Raw genomic sequence first — 15,567 nt, forward strand, 5'->3', positions numbered from 1 at the left:
TTTATTTCCTTTATTTTTTAAACCATAAATCATTCAAAAATCCAGAAAAGATTAAGAATGACAGCATGACGACATGGAAAGTCACAACCATGCCAAGCAACTGAATCCAGCGATTCTCAGGTAGAGCAGGCTTCCCTGCTTTTTTCCGTTCCTTATTGAGCGTTTTTTTCTTACGAATCCAAGCGTCATTGATAACCAAGCCTAATCCATGAAAGAGTCCATAGGCGATATAATACCAGGTCACACCGTGCCAAAATCCCATAATCAGCATATTTACAATGTAGGCCACACTTGAGGTTACATTGCGATTTTTAAAGACCTTCTTTCTGGTCAACACCATGACCATTCGCATAAAGACAAAGTCACGGAACCAGAAAGAGAGACTCATGTGCCAACGATTCCAAAATTCCTTTAAATCTCTTGATAAGAAAGGTTTGTTAAAGTTGATAGGGCTACGAATTCCCATCAAATTTGAAATGGCTAAGGCAAACATAGAGTAACCTGCAAAATCAAAGAAAAGTTCCAGACCAAAGGTATACATAACCGCCAAGGCATAGAGGTTAAAGAAGCCACCTGACTGCAGGGCTAGATTCTTCAGAGGAGGTAGTAAAGTTTCTCCTAAAACATGAGCTAGGATAAACTTATACAAAAATCCCCACATGATATAGCGAACAGATTCATCCAGCATATCCATCAACTCATCCCGCTCAGGAATGGTCTGATAATTTTCATTAAAACGCTTAAAGCGATCAATTGGGCCACTTGAAAAAGTCGGCATGAAGAGAAGGAAACGTAGGAATTCCCAGAGGGTAAAATCCTTAATCACTCCATCTCTCAGCTCGATAATAATCCCAACCGAACGAAAAGTTAGGTAAGAAATTCCCAAAAATCCAAGCAAAGACTGCGTTCCATTGATAGCAGGCTGGACCTTGACAAAGATAATCGGAAGGAGAGACAGAAAACTAACTAGGTAGAAAACCCACTTGCCATCCTTACTTTTTCGATAATGCTTGTAGAAGAGTACGAGCAATATTTCCCAACAAAGATAAATACCTAAAGCAGCCAATTGATTGGTCTTCCCACCCACCAACATGGTGACGATAAAGAAAAGACTAACCAGCACTTCATACCAGGCGAAGCGTTTCTTGAAAAAGAGACCGATAAAGATGGGCAAAGTTGCAGCAATCACATAGACAAAATACTGAGGATTACCATACGGCTCTAAATGAGGAAGCTGTTGAAAGAACTCCATCATCTCTTGTTCACCTCGTTAATCAATCCTTTAATGTCAATCTTTCCATTTGGAGTCAGTGGCAAACTGTCTCGATAAAGGAATTTGGACGGCATCATATAAGACATCATAATATCTGTCAAGTCTTCCTTAATGGCCTTGGTAATATCGATATCACGTTCAAACTGCTCACGGACACCATCTTTTAAGATGACATAGGCCAACAGATTTTGTACCTTGTGGTCCTTGTTATAGCGCGGAACAGCGACAGCAGACTCAATAAAACGAGACTTGTTAAGGTTTTGAGAGACATCTTCTAACTCAATGCGGTAACCGTTAAACTTAATCTGGAAGTCCATGCGTCCACCGTAGAGAAGCAAACCCTCATCTGTCATAGATCCCACATCGCCTGTGTGATAGGCTGGCAGTCCTTCAAATTCAAAGAAGGCTTCCGCTGTTTTTTCAGGATTGTTCATATAACCTTTTGAAACAGCTGGTCCAGAAACAATGATTTCTCCCTGTTTACCATTTGGCAATTTATTACCTTCTTCATCAATGATAAAGGTTGGAGAATCAGCCTTGGTATAGCCGATTGGTAGGCGTTTGAGAGTCGCTAACATCTCATCTGTCACGGCAACTGCTGACAGGGCCACTGTCGCTTCTGTTGGACCATAGGCATTGATAATACGGGCATTAGGGAAACGCTCGCGCAGTTTTTGAGCCGTTTTGACCGTCAATTCTTCACCGTCAAAGTAGAAATGCGTGATTCCAGGCATTTTCTCACTGTTGAAGTCTTCAGACAACATGGCCATATCTGCAAAAGACGGGGTTGAAGTCCAGATAGCGATTGGCAATGAAAAGATGGTCGCAAAAAGTTGTTTAAAGTCCTGTGTAATGGCAGATGGAAGAGCGAAAAGTGTACCACCAAGTGCCAAGGTCGGTGCCCAGTACATGACAGACAGGTCAAAAGAATAAGGCGGTTGCGCCAGCATTTGAGGACGACTTGGTGTCGCAAATTCCTTGTCCGTAATCATCCAGTTGGTAAAGCTGAGGAGATTATCATGGGAGATCTGCACTCCCTTAGGCTTACCAGTCGTACCAGAAGTAAAGATAATGTAGTAGTTATCATCTCCCTTGACTGGATGCGTGATCTCATAGCTAGCCCCTTGAGCAAAGGCTTCATGAACCTGAGCTAGATTCAACATCGGTGTAGAAACCTGCTCCAATGGAAAGTCTGAAATGGCAATAATCAAGCTTGGCTCCGCTACTTCTAAAATAGCTGAAACTCGTTCCAAGGCCGAATGGCTATCAATTGGAATGTAGGCATGACCTGACTTAGTCAGCGCTACAAAAGTTGCCAACATTTCATATTCTTGGCCACCAAAAACGACTACAGGAGACTTCTCTGGCAAGTCTAGTTGGTCAATAGCTGCGGTCAAACTATCCGAATCAGCCTTTAAATCTCCATAAGTGTGTTCCTGCCCCAAAACATTATAGACAGGATAGCTAGGCTGGGTCTGAGCAAAATGCTCAATGGTTTCAATCATATCTGCTATTGGTTTATTTGACACAATAGGGATTCTCCTTCAAGTTAAAATTCATTATAGATAAAGCTTCCTTGACCCTGTCCAAGATAGCTAAAGAAGTAAAGCAGCCCTAGAAAGATAAGAAAATACAAGGCTGTCCGACCAAGAAAGAGGTACAATTCTTTTCTCTGTTTCATCAAGAAAAACCATTCATTTCTGTAATTTTTCGCTAAAATAAGAGTGATTCTTACTAGCTTATTTTTCTACCATTGTACCATTTTATAGGGTAATTTTTCAATTGTTTGCCGTACATTTTCACTGCATTTAAGCTAATTTTAAAGATTATGCAGTTTTTCTATGTATATTTTAAGTAGAGAAGTCTAGGTAAAAACTCCATTTCAGTAGAAAATGAAGTAATTATCCCCATAATAAAACGCATAATATCAAGTTTTTTCAACACCTGATACTATGCGCTTTTCTGATTTTTAAAGACTTTTTAACCAGTCTCTCATTTAAAATAATCTCGTCTGATATAAATTAAAATAGCTTCTATCATCAGACAAATGGCCGATAGCCAAAAACTGATGCTAATACCAAAATTTTCAGTAATATAGCTCATTAGCAAAACAAATACTGAAAATGATAGTGTTGAAATCACTTCCAGAACGGAATAGACATTAACCAAGTTATTTTCCTCTACTGTTTCCTGAAGAAATACACTTTCAGGAACTTCTTTTAGTTGCGATAACATACCAACTAAAGCTGAAAATAATAAAAACATCTGTGCGTTTGGAAAATATAGAATAGTCAGTGTCACTATTACCATGCCTACAAGAGAAAAAAGAATACTTTCCCATTTAGCAGCAAGAAACTTTTCAGATAGCCTAAAAGCAATTAAGCCACTAATTATAATCCCGATAGAGTATGCTGTATTAGAATATCCCCAGTAACTTTCCGTTTCATTTAATAGCTCAGTTACAAAGACAAGTATGATAGAAGAAACCCAAATCGTATTTGAGAAAATTTCCAATAAATTTGCTGATACAAAAAGTCTTAATCTAGGATCTCTAGCAACTAACTTCCAACCTTTGAGCAAAATTTCAAGATTAGTTTCTGACTCTAACACCTCCACTTCAGCCTTAGGAAGCAATAACATCAGAAAGCTAGAAATGATATACAAGATTAAAATGATAAACGTGGTAGGTAAGAGACCAATTGTTGCAAACAAGAGTCCACCTAATCCCCAACCCACCAATTGAACAGCTTCACCACTCATTGATAAGGCTGAATTAGCCTTACCCAAATCAGTCGCATAGCGTGGCACAATAGCATAGGAAACAGGTGCAGCAAAACCATCTAATATGGAAATTGCCACAACAAATAGATAGGTTACCAAAGGCGCTACTGATTGCATTACGGTAAACATTCCTACCAGTATCGTTAATAATATAGTCTTTCCAAATTGGGATAAAGATAAAACCCTATTTAGTGCTAACCTTTTAGTAACTAAAGGAACTAAAAGACTCGCAACAAAAGAGGATATTCCTATTAAAATAGGAACTAGTGATGTGGCAATTACTGATTTTGAAATAATGTATATGTTAGCAATGATGGTTACTCTAAAGAAAATATCTGCTAAATTTGCAAACAATTGAGAGACTAACAACTTGATAAATGAATTAGACATATACTTTTTAAAATCTTTCCCCTCTGTTTAAAAATAAATAAAGTCCTAAGCAAAAAAGAGCCTGAATTCCAAATATTAAATAATTACTTTTTATACTAAAGTTATCTGCAAAAATACCGGCCAGAAAATCTGCTACCATAAAACTTATTGAAATAAATAAATTATATGCCGACCACAATACTGCTCTATTTTTCTCTATCGACATATTAAATTCAGAATAAAAATGGTTATTATAACTGGAATTGAGAATACGCATTAATAGAAAAGTTATAATTTGGATGAATAAATTGGTTTGAAAAAACATAAAAATAGCTAGTATTGGTAGCATTAAACTTATTTTAAACTTAATTTTTAGATAACTCCCCAAAGCCATAGATATATTAAACATAAATAGTACGATACCCAACATATCTAATGAGAGTCCCTGTTCATTTAAAAATATACCTGCATAAGAGTTGCTAATCATAATTAGAGTTGAGAATGCTACTCCTAACAATATTAAGTTCCACGGAATATCTTTAATATTATCGATGCTGAATATTTTTTGATTATTATTCCGTGTATTTCTGATTTCAGGTAATTCTATTAAATTTAATTGACTTAAAACCACAAATACAATGGAAATAATAATCGGATAACTATAATTCCTATTCAATAAATATGGAGATATAATTGTAATAATAGCAATAAAAACATATTTTACTGTATTGAGATATTTCAAAAATGATTTATATACTACCTCATCATCAATTATTTCAAAATTATAAGCATTAAGAACTCCTGAAGATAATGATTCCGACAATCCAAAAGATACTGTTGAAATATATATTATATTTGATTTTCCAAACAGTAAACAAGATAGCGCTAAAATTAATAGGAAAATTTGATATAACCAAATTTTCTTGTAACCAAACTTACTTGAAATAACACTTAATGGAATGTCAAAAACTGCGCCACATAACTCGGTAATGACTGATAAACTAGCTATTTCTGTGAAAGAGAAACCCAGACACTTTAAAAGTAACATTGTTACAAAGTAATACGGTAATCCAGACAGAAATATATTCATCACATATAAATTAAAAATCCTTTTACTCATAATTTGCAAACTGAGTCTCTAAAATATTCTGGACTCTTCTCCTTAATCAAGTTAACATAACAGCCACCTTCGCAAATTTTTACTAAGCCACAAGATAAACATTTAGAATTCTTCGTTCTAAAAGAACGAATTTCTCTATACAACAAGTCATCATACCAAATATCTAACAAATTTTTTTCAAAAGCATTTTGCTTAGTTCGATTAATTCCTAAAAAGGCAATACAAGGCATGATATCTCCATTAGACATTATTTCCATCTTAGTATACTTCGCACGACATCCATAATACATTTCATCAAACTCTGAAAATTCAATCGAATTATTTATTAATTCTGGATAGGCGGTGTAAAGATGACACCCCTCAGTAGCAAAATTTAACTTAGCTTCTCGTTGAGCTATATAATCTGTAACATACTCATTCAGTCTTCTCAAATCAGCTAAATCGTATTTTTCTTTATTTTAGTATATCCTGTTACCTCAGAATAATTAGCTACTGAAAACCTATCTATTTTATTCTCTATACAAAAATCAACTAATTCTATAATTTGTTCATAGCTTTGCTTTGTATACACTGCATTAATTCTACATTTTTTCCTAACAGCTTTAAAATATTTCGCTAATTTTATCTGTCTATCAGGTCTTACCCCATCAATTCAAAATTTAATTCAGGATTTAAAGTCTGCAAAGATAAGACTGGTGTAATATAGTTAGAATTAGTCAGAATATCTACTGTGCTTTTCTTTATTAACTGGGCATTGGTCGTTATAGTAGTCTTCAACTTTAGTTTTTCACAAGCTATCAATAAATTATCAATATCAAAATATCTAGTCGGCTCTCCACCTAAAATTGAAATACTAAGCACTCCGTTATCTTTTGCCTGACGCAAAATTCGCTCCCAATCTTTAGCAGGTTTGGAATTTCTATCTTCTCGATTTGCTAAAAAACAAAAACCACATTTTAAATCACAGTACATACTAGGGTATATTACTAATTCGAGTGGAAAACTCAGTATATTATACTTCTTTAATTTTGCTACATGTTTCCTCGCATTTTTAAAGTTTCGGCAGGATCTTTCAATGCCCCCTCAATATTTTTATCAGAATAGATATCTAATGATAATGCTCACTTTAATTTTCCTGCTTCTATATCTTTCTTAAAAAAAGAAACAGCAATTTCGAAACCATGAGTTTGAACTAGATATAGAAAAAAAGCCTCAGTCTCATCTAATTCAACTCGATCAAAATTTGTTTTATTTATTAAAATTCCACCAAACTTCTCTAGTCTAAATAAAATATCTTCTGAAATTCTTCTCATCTTGAATACCTTCCTAAAAAAGCAGAGGGAAATGTAACCTCTGCTTATCCTATGAGATAAATTACTTTATCACTTCCAACCGTCGCCTTTTGCCATAGAACTAGACTCAAGGACTTTTTCAAGTTTTTTAGACATAATTGTAACTCCTTTCAAATAGGATACTGTAATTATATTCTTTTTCATCACTTACAATAAAACATTCCCATATCTGCGTATTACCTTTTACTTACTAAAATTTTTTCTAAATGCCTTTCATAAGTCTTTGCCAAATGGTTACTTCCCGCTAATTTCATTGCTCCAATACACTTCCTCATTTCAATAATTGCTTTACAATCCATCTCTTTTTTGTATCGATACAGATGTTGTGCATACTGAAACACCAACCGTTCATAAATTTCTATCTCGGTGAAAAAGCATTGATTCAGTTGCTTTTCAAAATATAAAGCATCAAGAAATTTTCCTCTTTCAATACATGTGATATATCCGTTTAATAGCATAGATGAAATCAGTCGTCTATTGTTTGGAATTTCTTTGTAGAAATCAGAACGTCTAGACATCTCTCTAGCCAAAACCATGAAAACATCATGTTTTAGGACATCTAACGTATTTGAAAAAATCAATAATTCATAGTGTCCCCAGTATTCAACACTAAAGAGATAGTCAGTTAGATAAAATAGATCATCACCAGAATAATAAGCTTCTCCCGATAAATCTTGTAAACGAATTTTTAATAAAATAATGTTAAGCTTATGAAATTTCTCCTGTTTAGAATCTGACTCCATCTGAGAATAAAGTAATTTTTCAACCCATCAACATCATGATTTGATACAAAACGCATAACCTTTGATAAGAGTTCGTTCAGTTCATCACGATGAAAATCATGAACAGCATACATAAATTCATCAATGGGCATGTTAATTTCATCCAAAATAGCCATAAATTTTGAAATGGTTAAATCAGTCTCTCCCTTTTCAAAACGTGAGAGCTGTGATGTTGATATACCAGCTTTTTCGACATCTTTCAAGCGAAAACCTCTAGATTCTCGAAACTTTTTAAAAATTTCTCCAAATTTTTTCATAATATCTCTCCAACAAGCATATATGGGAACAGTTTTTGATTGTTAATATTTTAGCATAAAATAGAAGAAAATAAAAGTGAGGTATTTCACATGAAAAAACAAAAATTATTGCCTTTATTATTCCTAATTTTAGGAGGAATTATGATTATCGTTGTTGGCTAGTACTAAGAAGTTAGTTAGTAGAATAATTACATCTTCAATCGAAAAAGAGACTGGGAAAAAGTCTTAAAAATCAGAAAAACGCTCAAATCCTTTGGCGCTCTAAGCTTTTCTAATGATAGATAGGTCAAAAAATTATCTGAAAAGTTCCCAGGATCGTCGTCTCAGCATCAAAAATACGTGAAATTTGCATAATTAAAATAAATTTCAGGGGGAGTTATACAAAAAAACGACGATTTAAATCGTCGTTTCACCAAGATAAATATACAATCTTTTTTTGAAAATACGTCTATTTATTTTTATGGTTTTTTATTGTAAAGTAGACCCAACCGAATGAACATAGGTTGTCGAAAGCAAATGTAAAAACTGCAAGGATGATAGCTCCTGTATCTAAATAACCTCTTTCAAGACCGTTTTTCAACAACAACAAGCCTGTAGTTTCGACAAAGATCAAAAATAAAAATATATATAAAATTTTCACATTAAGCATATTGTTACCGCTTTCTTTTTATTTGGTTTTATTGTATAATAAAAGTTGAAAAAAATCAAAAATACAAAGGAGTTTCCGTTATGTCTAAGATGTTTAAATGCATGTGTTTGCTAGTTATGTCTATTTTCTGTATGTCTAGCATTTCCCCGTCGCTTGTTGTTTTTGCTGATGATAGCTTATCGGCAAACTCTAAAGTTGTATCTGGTGAGGCTCAGTTTGAGAATGGCTCATCAGTGCGGTTCGGAGATACGCAAGTAAATATTTTAAGTGATGAAGTTCTTGAGGTGGTCAATCCAGATGGAAGTGTAGACACTATTGAACAACGTGCTGATGGTGTCTATGTCAATGGGTCATTCTATATGGCTTATCAAAAGAATGAAATCGACCTAAATATATCTTTTAGATCATACGATCCTAATGTTTGGAATTACGTCAACACAATACATGGGAATAAACTAGCCAACACATTCGCTAACTTCATGATTCAATCTGGAATATCCGCGTTTTTTGCTATTATAGGTTCTATGGTGGGTGGCCCATGGAGTGGCATAATTAGTGGAGCATATATTGGTACGCAAGCTTATGAGAGTTACTTGGAGTCACAAAGCCCATATCCATACTACATAACAAATACTTATATCCATGTTGCTCAAAGAAAATGGAAGTTTATCACTGGATACTATAGAAACTCAGATTATACTGGGTATGAAAAAACCGAAACAACCTACGTGAATTTCTAAAATATAAACCCTGCCTAGATATAAAGGTAGGGTTTATATTTTAGTTAATTGCTCAAGTAATTTGTAAGCATAATACTTGCGAAACTCTATTTGTTCAAGCGGTTCAAAAGCTCTTGTTTTTTATCCTCAAGCTCAGCTCTCCTTTGCTCGATTTCTGCACGTCTTTGGGCAATTTCTGCTTGTGCTTCAGGGGTCTCAAGAGTACCTTGTGACCTATGAAATTCTATTAGCATATCAATGATTTTTGGGTCTAATTCGTTGATATAATCAGGATTTGACCATTTCGGCACGTTGCTTGCAGGTGCTTGCTTTTTGCCGCCTTTTTTGGGCGTTTTGGCTTGTTGTTCAGCTTTCTGACTGTAGTTGACCTCGTGGAATTTTCGTGCTTGATATGATGCGTTTTATTATGAGAAGATTTACTTCATTTTTTCCTGAAATTGAGTTTTTGCCCAAACTCTATCAAAATAATTGTTTTTTCTAGATTAGAAAAGTGAGAATACAAGTACGGCTAAGGCTGCACCGATAACAGGTCCTACAACTGGAATCCAGGCATAAGACCAGTCTCCGTCTCCCTTGTTTGAAATTGGCAAGATACTGTGCATGATACGAGGGCCAAGGTCACGCGCAGGGTTCAAGGCATAACCTGTTGTCCCACCTAGTGATAGACCGATACCGACAATCAAAGTTCCCACTGCGAAGGTTCCGATACCTGCCTGAAAATCATAAAGCCCCAAAGCAAAGATTGTCAACACCAAAACAAAGGTTCCAAGGATTTCACTGATCAAGTTAGAAACTGTATCCTTGATGGCTGGACCAGTACTGAAGGTTGCCAGGATATTGCCTGCATTTTCTTCTTCCTCATAATGCGGTTTGAATTGCAACCAAACCAAAATCTGACCCAGCATAGCCCCTGCGAACTGGGCTAGGATGTAAGGGAAAACGGAAGCCCAAGGCAAACCACCTTTTAAGGCAACACCGATGGTCACAGCTGGGTTTAAATGAGCTGGACTGAGCTTGCCAGATACAAATACTGCAACCGCAACTGCAATCCCCCAACCCATAGTAATCACAATCCAACCTGAGCTGTTGCTCTTAGTTTTAGGAAGAACCACACCTGCAACAACACCATTTCCTAGAAGAATCAGGATTAAAGTCCCCAAAAATTCTCCAAATAATTCATTCATCATCTTTCTGTCTCCATTAAAAAGAAGGGACGGGCGACAAGGAATGCTACCCTCCACCTCTTTTCCTTTTTCTTAATTTTTTAATTCTGCTAAATCGTTGTTAGCGAGAGCTGCTTCGACATCCGCACGGTAACCTGCTTTTTCATCTTCTGACCAGTCATAGAATCGTCCCATTTCATCCAAAACTGGCTCAACGATACTATCCAAACTATCACGCATAAAGAGCATGTGGTTGGTACGACGAAGGAGGAAGTCAACTGGGCTAAGAGCCAACTCATTGCGCATTGCATAGTGAAGTGACAAGGTATCTGCCAAGCTGAGTCCTGGCGCTTGTTCCAAGCTGTGAGCAAGGGCAAAGACTTTCGGTGCATTTGAACCATAGAGATTTGCTAGGTAATGAGCTTCCTTGCTATCCAAACCACGTGACACTCCAAGTTGCGCAAAGGCTTCGATTTCTGAATCCACATTTGCTGGATTCAATTCTCCACCTGAAACAGGGTAAGTCTTAGAGTTGATGAGTTTAAAGCTTCGGTCAAATTCTGCTTTGAGGATATCGACCACGCGCTCCATAGCTCCTTCAGCCATCTTACGGTAGTCTGTGATTTTACCACCAGCAAGAGTCAAAAGTCCATTATCATCACGGTCCAAGCTAGAGCCACGAGAAACTGCAGATGGATCCAAATGTTTCTCAGATGTGCTGCTTTCAAGCTTGCTAACAGCAGATTCAACATCTTCACGCGTTTTTTCTTTCGATAGATAAGCTTCGACAGTCGCAATCAAGGTGTTAAAGCTTTCGTCGCTAATGGTTCCGTTATTTCCGCCATTGTAGTCAGAAGCGCTATTGCCTGCGATCAATGGACGAAGACCTGCCCAGCTACTTTCGATATCATCAATGGTAATGTTAGCTTCTGGGAAGCGGTTGTTGACAATACCAAGTAGGTAATCTACATCTTCCTGCGTCACTTTTGGATGTTCCAAATCGCCTGTGTAGTCTGTATCCGTTGTACCAAAGTAAGTCTTGTTTTCACGTGGAAGTACAAAGACCATACGACCATCTCCCAAGCCTGTATCAAAGTAAACTGGCTGTGAAACCTTGATCTTGCTTGAATCCACTACCAAATGAACTCCCTTAGTTGGGCGCATTTGTGAGAATTGTGTTCCCTTATTAGACAAATTGCGTACTTTATCACTCCAAGGACCTGTTGTATTAATAACAAGGCGTGCCTTAATTTCAAATACTTGGTCTGTCAAGAGATCACGAGCTACTACGCCTGTAATCTTGCCACTTTCGTCAAATAGGAATCCTTCTGCCTTCACGTGGTTGGCAATAAGGGCACCGTCTTGGTTGGCACGTTTGATATTTTCAATCACGAGACGCGCATCGTTGTTACGGAAGTCAAGGTAAACCCCACCTCCTACCAAACCTTCTTTCTTCAAGTTTGGCTGGCGTTCCAAGACTTCTTCCTTGCTCAAAACCTTGTTGGCAGCTGGCGTGTTATTAACCCCTGCCAAGAGGTCGTAAAGGTCCATAGCTACTTTAAGACGGAAGAGACTAAAGGTCGCTCCATCCTCATCATATACTGGCAAGAGCATTGGGTCTGGTTTTGGAATATGAGGTGCAATTTGTTGGACCACTGCACGTTCTGAAACCGTATCTGATACAACTTCTACGTCAAATTGCTTAAGGTAACGCAGACCTCCGTGAACCAATTTAGTTGAACGGCTAGATGTTCCTTCTGCGAAGTCTTGCATTTCAATCAAACCAGTATCTAGACCACTAGCTGCAGCCTGCAAGGCTACACCAGCCCCTGTGATTCCTCCACCGATAATCAAGAGATCCAAGGTGCGTTCCTGCATTTTTTTAATTGATAATTCACGTGTTTTCTTTGAAAATTCCATAGTTACACACTTTCTAATTAAATCCTGTCATTGTTAAACTGATGTCATCAGTATTAGTCTTCTTCTGCAAAAACTTGAGTTGCTTTTACAGCTTTCTTCCAACCCTTGTAAAGTTGTTCCTTACGAGATTCATTCATAGATGGCTCAAAGAGTTCTCCAGTCTCATTCAAGAGTTTCAACTCATCTAAGTCTTTCCAATAACCAACTGCCAAACCAGCTAGGAAGGCTGCACCTAAAGCTGTAGTTTCCAAGTTTTTAGCACGAGCAATGTCAATTCCTAAAATATCAGCTTGGAACTGCATGAGGAAGTTGTTCATGGCTGCGCCACCATCCACTTTCAATACTTGAATAGCTGTTTGAGAATCTACCTGCATGGTATCGATGATGTCACGCACTTGATAAGCAATTGATTGAAGAGTTGCCTTAATAAAGTCTTCCTTGCTTGTTCCACGAGTCAAACCAAAGACTGAACCGCGAGCATTTTGATTCCAGTATGGTGCACCAAGTCCTGTAAAGGCTGGAACTACATAAACTTCATCATCATTGTGTGAATCACGAGCATATTTTTCAGATTCTGGTGAGTTCTCTACCATTCGAAGACCGTCACGAAGCCATTGAATCGCACTTCCTGCGATGAAGATTGAACCTTCCAAGGCATAGTAAACCTTACCATTAATACCGTAACCGATAGTTGTCAAGAGGTTGTTTTCAGACAACTGCATTTCTTCACCAGTATTCATGATGATGAAAGAACCTGTTCCATAGGTATTTTTAACCATACCAGGTTCAAAGGCTAACTGTCCAAAGAGGGCTGCCTGTTGATCCCCTGCCATACCTGAGATTGGAACTTCTCCGCCATAGAAGTGGAATGGAGCTGTCTTACCGTAGATTTCAGAGTTAGAGCGGACTTCTGGCAACATAGCCTTAGGAATATTGAGGATTTCCAAAATCTCATCATCCCACTTAAGTTCTTTAATGTTATAAAGCATGGTACGGGCGGCATTTGAGTAATCCGTCACGTGAGAAGCACCGTCTGTCAATTTCCAAACCAACCAAGTGTCAATAGTACCAAAGAGCAATTCACCCTTTTCAGCTCTCTCTTGCGCTCCCTCTACATGATCCAAAATCCAACGAACTTTAGTAGCAGAGAAGTAAGCATCGATAATCAAACCAGTCTTTTCATGGAATTTTTCCACATAGCCTTTACTTTTTAGTTGCTCAGCTAAAGGAGCTGTCTGACGAGATTGCCAAACGATGGCATTGTAGATTGGAAGTCCTGTTTTCTTATCCCAAACGACCGTTGTTTCACGTTGGTTAGTAATCCCGATTGCTTCGATTTGACTTGGTTTCACACCACTATCAATGAAAGCACCAGCAATAACAGACTGTACAGAGTTCCAAATTTCATTGGCATTGTGCTCCACCCAACCTGCGTGAGGGAAAATTTGAGTGAACTCTTTTTGGCTAGAGCTAACTTTTTCACCTTTTTTGTTAAAGATAATGGCACGAGAACTTGTAGTCCCCTGGTCAATGGCCATAATGTATTTTTCTTGTGACATGTGATGTCCTCCTCATAAAAATCTTGAGGATGTCTCCTCTTTACACTAACTAGTATACAAAATAAAGCGCTTTCTTGTTTATCAACTTTTTTAATTTTTAAAAAAATGTGAGGAGATTGTGTGAATTTCACAAAAAAGACCTGGAAGCACCAAGTCTTTTAAGTGAATAATAACTGACGAATCCCTGCCAAATCTTCCATATCCAAGTCATTTTTTAAATAATAGACTGGTGTCTGCTCCTTCTTATGAATAGGGTTATTTGTAACCAGCAAATCATAATGTCGAGTTCGGTCATAGGCTTCAATGGTAATGAAACGATTGTATTCCAAATACCGTTTCAAAATGGCTGCCATCCTTGAAAAGACAAGAAAACCAGATGTCAAATCCAGACCAATCCGCATATGCTGGCCACCATTTTCAGCCATATATTCGATCAACTGCAGCCATTCCCAGAGAATTTTCTTATCCAAATCCGTCCCCTGCTGAAAGGCAGGTAGAGCATGAAAAATCTCTTCTGCTGTCTCTTTAAAATCATGTTCCATCAGCGAATAAGGATGACGATTCTCTAACTGGTACTTATAGCGGTCCTGTAAGATATAACCCTTATATAGATAGACTTGAGCACAAAGCTGACTGAGTTCATAGGTGACATGATCCTCTGTGTAGTCCCCTAGTAATTCCTCTTTCTTCATCTCTTGAATCAATTGCGTCAGCAAATCTGCCAACTGCCCTCCAAAACCAAGGATATACTCCATAGTATGAAGAGGAAGAATGCGATGAGATAGGAGGAAAGAGAAGAAAATCATCATCTCACCATCCTCAGTTCCGAGAGGGAGGTGTTGCCCAGCAAAAAAAGACGGAGTCTTTCTCAGCAAACGCAGGTAGAAAATATTGTCAAAATACCCTCGCATTTTCTCTTCTATCACTTGAAACTGACAGGCCTTGACCCGTAGACGTTGTTGACTGATGTGAGACCAGAGAACCAAGTCCAATTTCTGGCCCGAAGACAAGCTTGCACCGCAGATTTCTTCTAAACAAGCAATCTCCTGCTTTCTCTCTGGCTTCTGCATGTGACCTTCCCACTCCTGACTCGACCAAACCTTGCGGAAAAGACAGAAATAGAAATAGCGAATCTGATGTTCTGGACCTCGCCACCGTCCATTTTGAATAGATAAATCAAATTCTAACAAAATCTGATTTAAACTAGCCAAATGGCGACCAAGCGTAGCCTCACTAATCATCAATTCTTGAGCCAGCTGATGGGCTAAAAACTGTTGGTGGTAAAGAAGATAGACTAAAATCTGGTATTTAACCGCATTCTCCAAAAACAAGCTCCGAATATCTCTTCCCTTGGTAGCTGCACCGATTGATAGACGCAGACTCTCATCTTCTAAGTGGATTGTCAGCTCTAAACCACTGTCCAAAGCCTTGTCATTGAACAGGGTGACATATTTGGTTAGAGTCGCTTTTGAAAATCCTGTTTCCTCCATTACGGCCTTGACGGTTGTCTCAGACTCTTGTAAGAGAAAGGAAAGGATTGAAAATTGGCCAGATTCAGCCTTTTCCATCAAATCTCCTAAATACATTTGTTACCCCTTTCAT

16 protein-coding genes and 1 pseudogene are annotated in these 15,567 nt (G+C 37.5%); 1 reads left to right on the forward strand and 16 read right to left on the reverse strand.

What is annotated here, in order from left to right; translation table 11 throughout:
- Window positions 1–10: 10 nt before the first annotated feature.
- The 11 genes and pseudogenes from dltB to SK642_RS09295 all read right to left on the reverse strand — a co-directional run bounded on the left by dltB (window position 11) and on the right by SK642_RS09295 (window position 8,583).
- A complete protein-coding gene (gene dltB, locus SK642_RS09255) occupies window positions 11–1,255 on the reverse strand; it encodes a D-alanyl-lipoteichoic acid biosynthesis protein DltB (RefSeq protein WP_033684515.1) in 1,245 nt (414 codons plus the stop codon).
- Complete coding sequence (gene dltA / locus SK642_RS09260; protein WP_033684516.1) at window positions 1,252–2,802, reverse strand: D-alanine--poly(phosphoribitol) ligase subunit DltA; 1,551 nt, start codon at window positions 2,800–2,802, stop codon at window positions 1,252–1,254. Before dltA ends, dltB begins: the two co-directional genes overlap by 4 nt.
- Window positions 2,803–2,822: 20 nt before the next feature.
- Window positions 2,823–2,954: a teichoic acid D-Ala incorporation-associated protein DltX gene (locus SK642_RS09265; protein ID WP_000813667.1), complete on the reverse strand. Its 132-nt coding sequence runs from the start codon at window positions 2,952–2,954 to the stop codon at window positions 2,823–2,825.
- A 311-nt stretch (window positions 2,955–3,265) separates the two neighbouring features.
- A complete protein-coding gene (locus tag SK642_RS09270) occupies window positions 3,266–4,444 on the reverse strand; it encodes a ryptide export MFS transporter (RefSeq protein WP_033684517.1) in 1,179 nt (392 codons plus the stop codon).
- A gap of 7 nt (window positions 4,445–4,451) precedes the next feature.
- A complete protein-coding gene (locus SK642_RS09275; RefSeq protein ID WP_033684552.1) occupies window positions 4,452–5,543 on the reverse strand; it encodes an MFS transporter in 1,092 nt (363 codons plus the stop codon).
- Window positions 5,540–5,974, reverse strand: a complete 435-nt coding sequence (locus tag SK642_RS11035) for an SPASM domain-containing protein (RefSeq protein ID WP_235230877.1) — start codon at window positions 5,972–5,974, stop codon at window positions 5,540–5,542. The genes SK642_RS09275 and SK642_RS11035 overlap by 4 nt, the downstream gene beginning before the upstream one ends.
- A 208-nt stretch (window positions 5,975–6,182) precedes the next feature.
- On the reverse strand, window positions 6,183–6,515 hold the full coding sequence (locus tag SK642_RS11040; protein WP_235230878.1) for a radical SAM protein: 333 nt from the start codon (window positions 6,513–6,515) through the stop codon (window positions 6,183–6,185).
- Window positions 6,516–6,664: 149 nt separating this feature from the next.
- Window positions 6,665–6,856 carry a hypothetical protein gene (locus tag SK642_RS11045; protein ID WP_033684519.1) on the reverse strand — a complete coding sequence of 64 codons (192 nt, stop codon included), beginning with the start codon at window positions 6,854–6,856 and terminating at the stop codon, window positions 6,665–6,667.
- A gap of 69 nt (window positions 6,857–6,925) precedes the next feature.
- Window positions 6,926–7,039, reverse strand: a complete 114-nt coding sequence (locus tag SK642_RS11180; protein WP_350353758.1) for a KxxxW-cyclized peptide pheromone — start codon at window positions 7,037–7,039, stop codon at window positions 6,926–6,928.
- Between the two features lie 32 nt (window positions 7,040–7,071).
- Window positions 7,072–7,934, reverse strand: a pseudogene (locus SK642_RS09290) (helix-turn-helix domain-containing protein).
- A 448-nt stretch (window positions 7,935–8,382) separates the two neighbouring features.
- Window positions 8,383–8,583: a hypothetical protein gene (locus SK642_RS09295; protein WP_033684520.1), complete on the reverse strand. Its 201-nt coding sequence runs from the start codon at window positions 8,581–8,583 to the stop codon at window positions 8,383–8,385.
- 131 nt (window positions 8,584–8,714) lie between these two features.
- Between SK642_RS09295 and SK642_RS09300 the strand changes: the two genes are divergently transcribed.
- Entirely contained in the window at window positions 8,715–9,323 is a 609-nt protein-coding gene (locus tag SK642_RS09300) for a hypothetical protein (RefSeq protein WP_051734088.1), read from the forward strand.
- An 86-nt stretch (window positions 9,324–9,409) separates the two neighbouring features.
- Here SK642_RS09300 and SK642_RS09305 read toward each other — a convergent pair whose 3' ends face one another.
- From SK642_RS09305 to SK642_RS09325, 5 genes are all read right to left on the reverse strand, one after another.
- Window positions 9,410–9,613 carry a hypothetical protein gene (locus SK642_RS09305; RefSeq protein WP_033684522.1) on the reverse strand — a complete coding sequence of 68 codons (204 nt, stop codon included), beginning with the start codon at window positions 9,611–9,613 and terminating at the stop codon, window positions 9,410–9,412.
- A gap of 192 nt (window positions 9,614–9,805) precedes the next feature.
- Window positions 9,806–10,510, reverse strand: coding sequence for an MIP/aquaporin family protein (locus SK642_RS09310; RefSeq protein ID WP_033684523.1), 705 nt, complete (start codon window positions 10,508–10,510; stop codon window positions 9,806–9,808).
- 69 nt (window positions 10,511–10,579) lie between these two features.
- Complete coding sequence (gene glpO / locus SK642_RS09315) at window positions 10,580–12,406, reverse strand: type 1 glycerol-3-phosphate oxidase (protein ID WP_033684524.1); 1,827 nt, start codon at window positions 12,404–12,406, stop codon at window positions 10,580–10,582.
- 53 nt (window positions 12,407–12,459) lie between these two features.
- Window positions 12,460–13,965, reverse strand: a complete 1,506-nt coding sequence (gene glpK / locus SK642_RS09320) for a glycerol kinase GlpK (protein ID WP_033684525.1) — start codon at window positions 13,963–13,965, stop codon at window positions 12,460–12,462.
- Between the two features lie 158 nt (window positions 13,966–14,123).
- Window positions 14,124–15,551 carry a helix-turn-helix domain-containing protein gene (locus tag SK642_RS09325; RefSeq protein ID WP_033684526.1) on the reverse strand — a complete coding sequence of 476 codons (1,428 nt, stop codon included), beginning with the start codon at window positions 15,549–15,551 and terminating at the stop codon, window positions 14,124–14,126.
- Window positions 15,552–15,567 lie beyond the last annotated feature (16 nt).

The organism is Streptococcus mitis (genome assembly GCF_000722705.1).
GTDB classification, from domain to species: domain Bacteria; phylum Bacillota; class Bacilli; order Lactobacillales; family Streptococcaceae; genus Streptococcus; species Streptococcus mitis_P.

Bases quoted from the DNA above. Each gene is read 5' to 3' on its own strand.
- dltB (WP_033684515.1), bottom strand. From the start codon at position 1,255: ATGATGGAGTTCTTTCAACAGCTTCCTCATTTAGAGCCGTATGGTAAT.
- SK642_RS09265 (WP_000813667.1), bottom strand. From the start codon at position 2,954: ATGAAACAGAGAAAAGAATTGTACCTCTTTCTTGGTCGGACAGCCTTG.
- SK642_RS09270 (WP_033684517.1), bottom strand. From the start codon at position 4,444: ATGTCTAATTCATTTATCAAGTTGTTAGTCTCTCAATTGTTTGCAAAT.
- SK642_RS09275 (WP_033684552.1), bottom strand. From the start codon at position 5,543: ATGAGTAAAAGGATTTTTAATTTATATGTGATGAATATATTTCTGTCT.
- SK642_RS11040 (WP_235230878.1), bottom strand. From the start codon at position 6,515: ATGTACTGTGATTTAAAATGTGGTTTTTGTTTTTTAGCAAATCGAGAA.
- SK642_RS11045 (WP_033684519.1), bottom strand. From the start codon at position 6,856: ATGAGAAGAATTTCAGAAGATATTTTATTTAGACTAGAGAAGTTTGGT.
- SK642_RS11180 (WP_350353758.1), bottom strand. From the start codon at position 7,039: ATGAAAAAGAATATAATTACAGTATCCTATTTGAAAGGAGTTACAATT.
- SK642_RS09295 (WP_033684520.1), bottom strand. From the start codon at position 8,583: ATGCTTAATGTGAAAATTTTATATATATTTTTATTTTTGATCTTTGTC.
- SK642_RS09300 (WP_051734088.1), top strand. From the start codon at position 8,715: ATGTCTAGCATTTCCCCGTCGCTTGTTGTTTTTGCTGATGATAGCTTA.
- SK642_RS09310 (WP_033684523.1), bottom strand. From the start codon at position 10,510: ATGATGAATGAATTATTTGGAGAATTTTTGGGGACTTTAATCCTGATT.
- glpO (WP_033684524.1), bottom strand. From the start codon at position 12,406: ATGGAATTTTCAAAGAAAACACGTGAATTATCAATTAAAAAAATGCAG.
- glpK (WP_033684525.1), bottom strand. From the start codon at position 13,965: ATGTCACAAGAAAAATACATTATGGCCATTGACCAGGGGACTACAAGT.
- SK642_RS09325 (WP_033684526.1), bottom strand. From the start codon at position 15,551: ATGTATTTAGGAGATTTGATGGAAAAGGCTGAATCTGGCCAATTTTCA.